Annotated in this window: 9 protein-coding genes; 8 read left to right on the forward strand and 1 reads right to left on the reverse strand. The window is 71.8% G+C overall.

Features of this window, described 5'->3' with window-relative positions; all coding sequences use genetic code 11:
- The 5 genes from VFZ20_RS21875 to VFZ20_RS21895 form a co-directional block, all read left to right on the forward strand.
- On the forward strand, positions 1 to 635 hold a 635-nt coding region (locus tag VFZ20_RS21875; RefSeq protein ID WP_329686074.1), incomplete at its 5' end, for an SDR family NAD(P)-dependent oxidoreductase.
- Positions 628 to 1,635, forward strand: a complete 1,008-nt coding sequence (locus VFZ20_RS21880; RefSeq protein ID WP_329686075.1) for an asparaginase — start codon at positions 628 to 630, stop codon at positions 1,633 to 1,635. The genes VFZ20_RS21875 and VFZ20_RS21880, both read left to right, overlap by 8 nt.
- Positions 1,636 to 1,701: 66 nt before the next feature.
- Positions 1,702 to 2,655 carry a helix-turn-helix transcriptional regulator gene (locus VFZ20_RS21885; RefSeq protein ID WP_329686076.1) on the forward strand — a complete coding sequence of 318 codons (954 nt, stop codon included), beginning with the start codon at positions 1,702 to 1,704 and terminating at the stop codon, positions 2,653 to 2,655.
- Positions 2,656 to 2,686: 31 nt separating this feature from the next.
- Entirely contained in the window at positions 2,687 to 3,547 is an 861-nt protein-coding gene (locus VFZ20_RS21890; RefSeq protein ID WP_329686077.1) for a helix-turn-helix transcriptional regulator, read from the forward strand.
- 89 nt (positions 3,548 to 3,636) lie between these two features.
- Positions 3,637 to 4,467 (forward strand): helix-turn-helix transcriptional regulator, encoded by an 831-nt coding sequence (locus VFZ20_RS21895; protein ID WP_329686078.1) that lies wholly within the window; start codon positions 3,637 to 3,639, stop codon positions 4,465 to 4,467.
- Positions 4,468 to 4,553: 86 nt separating this feature from the next.
- On the opposite strand, the gene VFZ20_RS21900 is transcribed toward VFZ20_RS21895, so the two are convergent.
- Complete coding sequence (locus VFZ20_RS21900) at positions 4,554 to 4,730, reverse strand: hypothetical protein (RefSeq protein WP_329686079.1); 177 nt, start codon at positions 4,728 to 4,730, stop codon at positions 4,554 to 4,556.
- Positions 4,731 to 5,089: 359 nt separating this feature from the next.
- On the opposite strand from VFZ20_RS21900, the gene VFZ20_RS21905 reads away from it, so the two are divergent.
- The 3 genes from VFZ20_RS21905 to VFZ20_RS21915 form a co-directional block, all read left to right on the forward strand.
- Positions 5,090 to 5,581 (forward strand): Lrp/AsnC family transcriptional regulator, encoded by a 492-nt coding sequence (locus VFZ20_RS21905; protein ID WP_329686080.1) that lies wholly within the window; start codon positions 5,090 to 5,092, stop codon positions 5,579 to 5,581.
- Between the two features lie 87 nt (positions 5,582 to 5,668).
- Positions 5,669 to 7,858: a glutamine synthetase III gene (locus tag VFZ20_RS21910; protein ID WP_329686081.1), complete on the forward strand. Its 2,190-nt coding sequence runs from the start codon at positions 5,669 to 5,671 to the stop codon at positions 7,856 to 7,858.
- A 544-nt stretch (positions 7,859 to 8,402) separates the two neighbouring features.
- Positions 8,403 to 9,634: PAS domain S-box protein (locus VFZ20_RS21915; RefSeq protein WP_329686082.1), on the forward strand; the 1,232-nt coding region annotated here is incomplete at its 3' end.

The raw sequence follows: 9,634 nt of genomic DNA on the forward strand, positions 1-9,634 counted from the left end.
GCCACGCGGACGCCGAGTCCGTCGTGGACGCGGCCCGGGCGCTGGGCGTGCGCGCCTTTGCCCAGGCCAGCGACATCGCCACGCCCTGGGGCGCGGAGATGCTCTTCGAGCGGTGCCTGGTGGAGCTGGGCGGCGTGGACCTGTTCGTGGCCAACGCGGGCATCTGGATCCCCGACGAGGTGGCCGTGGCGGGGATGACGGACGGCCAGTGGGAGCGCACGATGACCGCCAACCTCACCTCCGTCTTCACCACGGTGCGGCTGGCCGCGCGCTTCGTGAGCAACGGCGGGCGCATCGTCATCGTCTCGTCCACGGCGGGGCAGCGGGGCGAGGCGTACCACGCGGACTACGCGGCGTCCAAGGGGGCCATCATCTCCTTTACCAAGTCCGTGGCCGTGGAGCTGGCCGAGCGCGACGTGACGGTGAACTGCGTGGCGCCGGGGTGGATCGACACGGAGATGGTGGAAAAGCCCCTGGCCGAGGGCCGCGCGCGCATCGAGGCCGCCATCCCCCTGGGCCGCGTCGCCAGCGCGGACGACGTGGCGGGGCCCATCGTCTTCCTGTGCTCGGCCCTGGCGCGGCACGTCACGGGCGAGATCCTGAACGTGAACGGCGGGAGCGTGCTCTGTGGCTGAGGACGGCAATCGGCCGCGCATCCTGCTGCTGGCCACGGGCGGCACCATCAGCATGCAGGTGGACCGCGCCCTGGGCGGCGCCGTCCCCCGGCTTACGGGGCGCGAGATCCTGGACGCCATCCCCGGCGTGGACGAGGTTGCCGCGGTCGAGGTCCGCGAGTTTGGCCGCTTTCCGGGCCCGCACATGACGCTGGAGCGGATGTGGGAGCTGCGGTCCGCCATCCAGGGCGCGCTGGCGGAGGGCTTTACCGGTGTCGTGGTCACGCACGGCACGGACACCATCGAGGAGACGGCGTACCTGCTGGACCGCTCGCTTCCGCCCGGTCCGCCCGTGGTGATCACGGGGGCCATGCGCAACGCGTCGGAGCTGTCGTGGGACGGGCCGCTGAACCTGATGGCGGCCATCGAGGTGGCCGCCTCGCCCGAGGCGCGGGGGCGCGGCACGATGGTGGTGATGGACGAGCAGATCGTGCAGGGCGCCGAGGTGGTCAAGACGCACACGGAAAAGGCGGGCACCTTCGACTCGCCCAACTGGGGGCCGCTGGGCGTGGTGGACCACGGCAGGGCGCTCTTCTACCGCGAGTCGCGCCGCAAGCCCGTGCTCTCGCCCCCGGCGCCCGTCACCCCCGTGGACCTGGTGAAGATCGTGGCCGGGATGGACGCGCGGCTGGTGGAGTGCTCGCTGGCCAGCGGCGCGCGGGGCATCGTGCTGGAGGCGCTGGGGCGGGGCAACGTGCCCGTGGCTGTGGTCCCCGGCGTGCGCGCGTGGGCGGACGCGGGGCGGCCCATCGTCATCACGTCGCGGTCGCTGCGGGGGCGCGTGCTGGACGCGTACGCCTACCCCGGCGGCGGCCACGAGCTGCGCGAGATGGGCGCCATCTTCGCGGACCACATGACGGGGCAGCAGGCGCGCATCGAGCTCATGCTGGCCCTGGGCCTGCACGGTGACGACGGGGAGGCCATCCGCACCGTCGTCGAGGCCGGGCGCTACGAGCACTGAGCCGCGGCCCGTCTTCGTGCGTCCGCGCGCGCCGATCCGCGGAACCCTTCCGGCAGGAATGCAGGCATGATCCTTCGCAGGCATCCCGATCCCGCCGCCGTCCGCGCACTCCGCGAGCGGCACGGGTGGACGCTGGAGCAGATGGCGGACGCGACCTGGGCCACGCCGCTGGAAGTGGCCGCGTGGGAGGCGGGGACGGTGCGCGTGCCGCCCGCCCAGGCCGTGCGGCTGCGCGAGCTGGCGGCCGTGGACCGGCTGCGGAGGTCCGCGCCGTCGCCGTCGCCGCGGTGGATGCTGTCCTGCGCGTGGGCGGACGAGCACGTGCCCGGCCTGCACGAGCTGCTGTGGTACGAGCCGCGGGAGGCGGAATCCAATCCCCAGGTACGTGCGCACCTGGAGGGCTGTCCCGTTTGCCGGGAGGTGCGGGAAGAGGGGCGCGCGCAGCGGGCGCTCGCGCCGGCATCCGCGCCCGAACCGGAGCGTTCCGTCGGGCACCTGGGATACGGGGTGGATGCCATTCCCCGCGAGTTCCACCTTCTTCACGCGGGGATCAAGGAGACGGGTCCGTTCCTCCTCTTGATGCTCATGCTGGTGATGCAGGACCGCTTCTTTCCGGGGATGCCTTCGCCGGGCGAGCTGTGGGTGGAGAGCCTGGCGGGTCTGCTGGCGCTTTCCCTGACGCATCGGTTCACCAAGCGGCCGCTGCGGAACCATCCGTACGTGGGCGGGCTGCTGGCGGGCGTCGTCGGCGCGGGGGTGGGGATGGTCACGTGGACGCTGCGGCACCCCGACGCGGACCCGTTCAGCGTGCCGGTGCTGGCCGTGTGCGCGTTCCTCGCCGTGGTGCTCGGGCTTGTGGATGGCCTGCGGCGGGACGCGGAGGGCGTCGCGGACCCGCGCGGCGAGCCGGCGGTGGCGCCCTCCGCGTCCCCGGTCCTTACCGAGGGGCCGCTTCGGGACGACGTCTCCCGCGGATGGGCGCGGGCGGAGCACAGTCCTGCCGCGGAGCAGGGACGCTGATCGGACCGAAGCTGAATCCATGCTCAAACCATTGACGAAGACCCCCGGCGATGCTGCTCGCTTCGCGGATCCGGACGAGATCGTGCGCGCGCGGGAGGCCGCGGGGTGGTCGCGCGACCAGCTCGCGGACGCGGCGGGCGCGCTGCCGGTGGAGGTGGCGGCGTGGGAGTCCGGGACCATCCGCCTTCGTCCGCACGAAGCGGAGGTCGTCCGGTGGAAGATCGCGTGGACGCTGCACGAGCAGGCGCACCGGCCGCCGTCCGGCTGCGGGTGGATGACGAGGCACCGCGACCGGCTGAACCTGTATCGGCAGACCAGCGCCAGTCTCGCCAGCCGCGCCGAACGCGCCATGGCCGAGCACCGGAAGACATGCGACATCTGCCAGACCGCGTACGATCCGGATGCGCGGTCCGCGCCTCTTCCGCCCCCCGCTCGCGGCGTGAGAGGGTGGTTCGAGCGCGCGGCGCGCGTCGTGGAGCGCTTGCCAACCTGGCTGCGGGTTCCCGTGAAGCTGGCGTCCGCGCTCACGTTCGCTGCCGGAACGGGAGCCCTTTGGCACCTGCTCGAGCTGCTCGCGAATCCGTCCAAGAGCTGGAGCTATCCCGGCCCCGGGGCGCGGTGGGGGATGCTGTTCGGGTGCTGGAGCGCGCTGGTGGTGCGGCTGTTTCGGCCGTTGGGGCGGCGTTATCCACGATTGATGGGACAGGTCTGCGCGGCGGCCATCGTGCTTCCAACCGCGTTCATCTGGAGCGACTTTGGCCAGGAGTTCGCGGTCGCGCCCTGGATGTGGCTTTTCGTCATGGCCCTTGGCACCGTGCCCGGGATCCTCATCTCCGGGTACTACACGATCGAGGGGGAGTTCGACGAGCGTGACCCGGTGCCTTCGCCGTGAAGCACCCCGCGGCCTGCTGCGCCTGACCCGGCCGACGCGACGTCCCGCACGTTCCTGAACCCGCACCGCAGTTCCCGCGACTCCGATTGATGTCCGACCAAGAAGCGCTCGTAGCCGGCCCGTCCGCGCGGTCGCGGTCCGCCGCGGACGCGGTGCGGGCCGCGCGCGAGGCGTGCGGGTGGACGCGGGAGCAGGCCGCGGAGGCGCTGGGCGTGCTGCCCGTGGAGGTGGCCGCGTGGGAAGCGGGCACGCTGCGCCCGGCGGACCGGCATCGCCGGTGGATGCGCTGGCACGTGGAGACGACGGCGGCGGACCGCGCCCTCGTCCAGGCCGGCGCGGCGCCGTGCACGTGGATCGTGGGCCATCGCGAGCGGCTGGCCCTTCGCGCGGACCGCTCCGCCTCCGAGGCGGACGCCGTGCGCGACGAGCTGCGGACGCATCGCGCGTCGTGCGCGGAATGCGAACGCGTGCGGGCGCTGACGGGGGCCATGCCCGCGGTCGCCACGCTCCCGGCGCGCGCCGGCGTGCGCGGTCTGCTGCGGCCCCGCGGGCGCATCGAGCCGCGCTCGCGGCGGTTCCGTCGCTTCGCCTGGATCGCGTCGGCGGCCGGGGTGCTGGCCGCGTTCACGGCCCTGGAGGCCCTTGGCGTGGATCGCGACGCGTGGAAGCCGATCGCGGCCGTCGTCGTGGTGCTGGGCGGCATCCGCGCGGCGCGGTGGCTGGACCGCGAGCACGGGCACTTTGCCGGCTCGCTGCGCGCGGCGATCGTCATCGCGGCGCTGGTGGCCGGCGCGGCGGCGCTCGCCAAGGGCTGGGGGCTGCTCGCGCTGTCGTGGATCATCCCCCTGTACTTTCTCGCGACCGGCTGGCTGGCCCGCCGCGCCCCCCGCCCCGACGACGACCCGGAATCCGCCGGCTGAGACGCGATCGCCCGAAGACGAACAGCGCCCCCGCGGAGCCATGCTCCGCGGGGGCGCCGTCTTTCATCCGCCGCAATGGACGGCCGTCAGGCTGCTGATTCCGATCGTACCGGCTGCGCGGGGCGGACGAGCCGGTCCGCATGCCGCTCCTGGAGCCGCATGTAGTGCTCCACGAGCTTGTGGGGATCGTGATTGAACTCGGCCGAGATTTGGTGCCGCACCTGGCGGATGTGATCCAGGGTCGGATCAGGCGATTCCTTCATTGCTCCCTCCGAGTAGCTCCAGTGGAGTGGTGAGCGTGGGCACGAACAGGCCGAGCATGGAGTTCACCCGTCGGATGTGCCAGACCCCGAATTTACAGGTTTCGCGATCTGCGTGCAGTCCTCGTCCGCCGATAAGGAATGGACCGGCATGCAGTTCTCCCCTCTCCGCGAGGAACGAGCGGGGAGGGGCCGGGGGAGGGGCGGGCCGCTATCGGCGCGATCCCGGCTCCGCTCGCTCCCGCCCATCTGCCGTCTCCCGCCCGCGCAACAACTTTGGACACGACTCTTGCATAGCCAGCGCAGACGCATTATCCTTTGCGAAAATTTGGCTGAAGCGCACTCTGGCTTAAGAAAATAAGGTGACGGGACCGAGCCGCCTGGATGAGATCGACATCCGCCTCCTCGAGATGCTGCAGGAGGCCGGACGCACGTCGCAGCACGACCTGGCGCAGGCCGTGGGGCTGTCGTCGCCCGCCGTGGGCGAGCGGCTGCGCAAGCTGGAGGAGCGCGGCATCATCCGGCACTTCACGGTGCTGGTGGACCCCCGCCGCGTGGGGCGCGACGTCACGGCCTTCATCTTCGTGGGCATCAACGGGTCCAGCTTTTACCCGGAGTTCCGGCAGCGGGTCAAGGACCACCCCGAGGTCATGGAGTGCCACAGCGTGACGGGCCAGGGCAGCCACCTGCTCAAGATCCGCACGGACAGCACCTCCACGCTCGAGGCGCTGCTGGCCGAGATCCAGGCCTGGCCGGGCGTGCAGTGGACCACGACGAGCATCGTGCTTTCCACCATCAAGGAAACCAGCGCCCTGGCGCTGGGCCCGCGCGCCCAGCCGGACGCGCGGGCATAGACGGGAACGAACGGGGCCCCGCACCCCGGAGCGGCTTCAAGGCGGGACGGGAACGGAGACTTTTCAACCCCATTTGCAGAGGGAGACATGCCCAGGACTACCGCCCGCTTCGACACCCTGGCCGCGGCCCGGGGATGGGACGCGGATTCGCGCAACGGGGCGGCCGCCGCCCAGCCCATGGACATCGAGAGCATCTTTGGCTCGCGCACCTTTGGCCTGGCCGAGATGCGGGCGCGCCTGCCCAAGCAGGCGTACAAGGCCATCGTGCGCACCATCGAGCACGGCGAGCCCCTGGACCCGTCCGTGGCCGACCTGGTGGCCCTGGCCATGAAGGAGTGGGCGCTGGAAAAGGGCGCCAGCCACTACACGCACTGGTTCCAGCCCCTCACGGGCAGCACGGCCGAGAAGCACGACAGCTTCATCACGCCCAACCGGGGCGGCGGCGCCGTGGCCGAGTTCAACGGCAAGGAGCTCATCCAGGGCGAGCCCGATGCCTCGTCGTTCCCGTCCGGCGGCCTGCGCAGCACCTTCGAGGCGCGCGGCTACACGGCGTGGGACCCTTCGTCGCCCGCGTTCATCGTCGACACGCCGGCCGGGTGCTACCTCTCGATCCCGACCGCCTTTGCGTCGTGGACGGGTGACTCGCTCGACACCAAGATCCCGCTGCTGCGCTCCATGTCGGCGCTGGACGCGCAGGCCCGGCGGGCGCTTACGCTCTTCGGCAACACGGAGGGCCGCGTGACGGCCACCTGCGGCCCGGAGCAGGAGTTCTTCCTCATCGACGAGGAGTTCTACTACCGCCGCCCGGACCTGGTGACGACGGGCCGCACGCTCTTTGGCGCCAAGCCGCCCCGCGGGCAGGAGCTGGAGGACCACTACTTCGGCAGCATCCCGGACCGCGTGCTGGCGTTCATGATGGAAGTGGAGCGCGAGCTGTACAAGCTGGGCGTGCCCGTCAAGACGCGGCACAACGAGGTGGCGCCGGGGCAGTTCGAGATGGCGCCCATCTACGAGAACGCCAACCTGGCGGCCGACCACCAGCAGCTGATGATGATCACGCTGCGCAAGGTGGCGCCCCGCTACGGCCTGGCCGCGCTGCTGCACGAAAAGCCGTTCGCGGGCGTCAACGGCAGCGGCAAGCACCTCAACTGGTCGCTGGGGACGGAGTCGCAGAACCTGCTGGAGCCGGGCGCCACGCCGCACGACAACATGCAGTTCATCTTCTTCTGCACGGCCGTGCTGCGGGCCGTGGAGCGGCACCAGGACCTGCTGCGCAGCGCCGTGGCCTTCGCGGGCAACGACCACCGCCTGGGGGCCAACGAGGCGCCGCCGGCCATCATCTCCGTGTTCCTGGGCGACCAGCTGACGGACGTGTTCGAGCAGATCGAGAGCACGGGCGCGGCCACGTCGTCCAAGGGCGAGGGGCTGCTGGGGCTGGGCACCTCCGTGCTTCCGCACCTGCCGCAGGCCGCGGGCGACCGCAACCGCACCAGCCCGTTCGCCTTTACGGGCAACAAGTTCGAGTTCCGCGCCCTGGGCTCGTCGCAGTCCGTGAGCTGGCCGGCCACGGTGCTCAACACCATCATGGCCGAGTCGCTGGACGAGCTCACGACGGCGCTGGAGGCCGAGCTGGCCGGCGGGAAGGACTTCGAGGAGGCCCTGCGCACGCTCGTGGCCACCGAGATCCGCCGGGTCAAGCGCATCGTCTTCAACGGCGACGGCTACAGCGAGGAGTGGCACCACGAGGCGGAGCGCCGCGGGCTGCTCAACCTGCGCACCACGCTGGACGCGCTGGAGCAGATGCACCAGGACAAGAACCTGGGCCTGTTCGAGAAGTACGGCGTGCTCAGCCACCGCGAGCTGGAGAGCCGGCACGAGATCGCCCTGGAGCAGTACTTCAAGACGGTGAACATCGAGGGCGAGACCACGGCCGACGTGGCGTCCACCATGATCCTGCCGGCGGCCGTGCGCTACCTGAACGACCTTGTGGCCGCGGCGGACCGCACGCGCTCGCTGGGCGTGGCGGCCACGGGCGTCACGCGCACGGTGGAGCAGGTGAGCGGGCTGGTGGACGCGCTGCGCGACGCGCTGGACACGCTGGTGGCGCAGAACGCCGAGCTGGGCGGCGAGGACGTGCACAGCAAGGCGTTCCACGTGCGCGACAACGTGATCCCGGCCATGCTGGCCGTCCGCGCCGCGGCCGACAAGCTGGAAAAGGTTGTCCCCGACGACTACTGGCCGCTGCCCACCTACCGCGACATGCTGTTCGTGAAGTAGGCCGCCGGCGCGATCGGTGGATGGATGACGCGCGAAGGGCCGCCTCCCTGCTGGGGGGCGGCCCTTCGTGCGTGGACGACCGATGATCGGCGGATGGGGATCGGCAGATTCGGATGCGCGGATGCGAAGCCCGTCGCGGCGGAGGCCATCGGCGGGGATCCGGATCGGGATCGAGCGATGCGGATCGGCTCCCGGCCGGAGCGGCTAAAGCCGCCGCTACGACAGCGGAAAGCCCCGCCCTGACGACGCTTCGCGTCGCCCGGCGGGGCTTCACCTGCTCCGGAGGGATGCCCCGGTGCACGTTGTCGGACCCTCGCTGGGGCAGTCCGCGCAGGCGGACTTCGTGCCGTTCCAGCGGCGATTTCAATCGCTCCGGCTGGACCGGGACGCGGCTGCGTGATCCACCGTTCCGGGAACGGACAGAATCCCCGTGCGGGGGCCGCGGCGTGGCGTTATTCTAGAGCACGGCGGCCACGTCTCCCGTGTGTGCCTGCCGCGTCCCGCCCCGTCCTTCGCGCGCCCGTCCCGCAGTCCGGAAGATCCGATGTCGATCGACTCCGCCCTCCCCTCGACCGAGACCCACGCCCCCGGCCCGGCCGGCACGCCCGAGCACGCGCTGGCCGTGCTGCGCTCCGCCCTGGAATCCACCGCCGACGGCCTTTGCATCGTGGACCTGGAGGGGCGGCTGGTGTTCGCCAACCAGCGATTCGCGCGGATGTGGGCCCTTCCCGACGCGCTGATGGCGCCGGGCGCGCGGGTGCGGCTGGACCCCGTGCTGGCGCAGGTGGAGGCCCCGGAGGCGTTCGCGGCGCGCGTGGCCGAGATCGCTGCGGACCCTGAGCGCGAGGCGACGGACATCCTGCGCTTCGTGGACGGTCGGGTGGTGGAGCGCGTGTCCCTGCCGCAGCGGGTGGACGGCCGGGTGGTGGGGCGCGTGTGGAGCTTTCGTGACGTGACCGGGCGCCGCGCGGCGGAGCGCGGCCAGCGCGTGGCCGAGGAGGCGCTGCGGCGCTCGGAAACCCGCTTTCGCGCCGTGTTCGAGCAGTTTCCCCTCTCCATCCAGATCTTTTCGCCGGACGGGCGTGCCCTGCAGGGGAACCGCGCCTGGCAGGCGCTCTTTGGCCTCACGGAGGAGGCCGTGCGCGACTTCAACCCGCGCACGGATCCCCAGCTGGAAGAGGTGCGGGAACTCATCGACCGCGGCTTCAACGGCGAGGCGGTGCAGCTCCCGGCCACGCTCTTCGACCCCGGCGCCGTGTCGGAGACGGACGACCTGGAGCCGGGGCGCGGCAAGTGGATCCAGGCGTTCCTGTGCCCCGTGCGCGACGACGGCGGCGAGATCCGCGAGGTGATCATCGTTCACCAGGACGTGAGCGACGCCCGCCGCGCGGCCGAGGTGCTGGAAACCTCCGAGGCCAGCTACCGCGCCATCTTCGACGCGTCCAACGACGCCATCTACGTCCACGACGTGGAAACGGGCGCCATCCTGGACGTGAACGGCCGCGCCTGCCAGCTGCACGGCATGAGCCGCGAGGCGCTGCTGGCCGGCGGGCTGTCGGTGCTCCCGGCCGGCGAGCCGCCGTATTCCATCGACGACGTGCACCGCCACCTGCGCGCGGCCGCCGCGGGCGCCCGCCGCGTGTTCGAATGGCCCATCCCCCGCGCGGAGGGCGAGCCCACCTGGCTGGAGGTGGCCCTGCAGCGGGTGAGCATCGGCGGCACGGACCGGGTGCTATCCACGGCCCGCGACATCAGCGAGCGCAAGGCGGCCGAGGC

Origin of the sequence: Longimicrobium sp. (assembly GCF_036280135.1) — a bacterium.
In the GTDB taxonomy this organism is placed as follows: Bacteria; Gemmatimonadota; Gemmatimonadetes; order Longimicrobiales; family Longimicrobiaceae; genus Longimicrobium.

Coding starts and splice junctions, on each gene's coding strand:
- VFZ20_RS21910 (WP_329686081.1), top strand. CDS start 5,669: ATGCCCAGGACTACCGCCCGCTTCGACACCCTGGCCGCGGCCCGGGGA.
- VFZ20_RS21885 (WP_329686076.1), top strand. CDS start 1,702: ATGATCCTTCGCAGGCATCCCGATCCCGCCGCCGTCCGCGCACTCCGC.
- VFZ20_RS21900 (WP_329686079.1), bottom strand. CDS start 4,730: ATGAAGGAATCGCCTGATCCGACCCTGGATCACATCCGCCAGGTGCGG.
- VFZ20_RS21895 (WP_329686078.1), top strand. CDS start 3,637: ATGTCCGACCAAGAAGCGCTCGTAGCCGGCCCGTCCGCGCGGTCGCGG.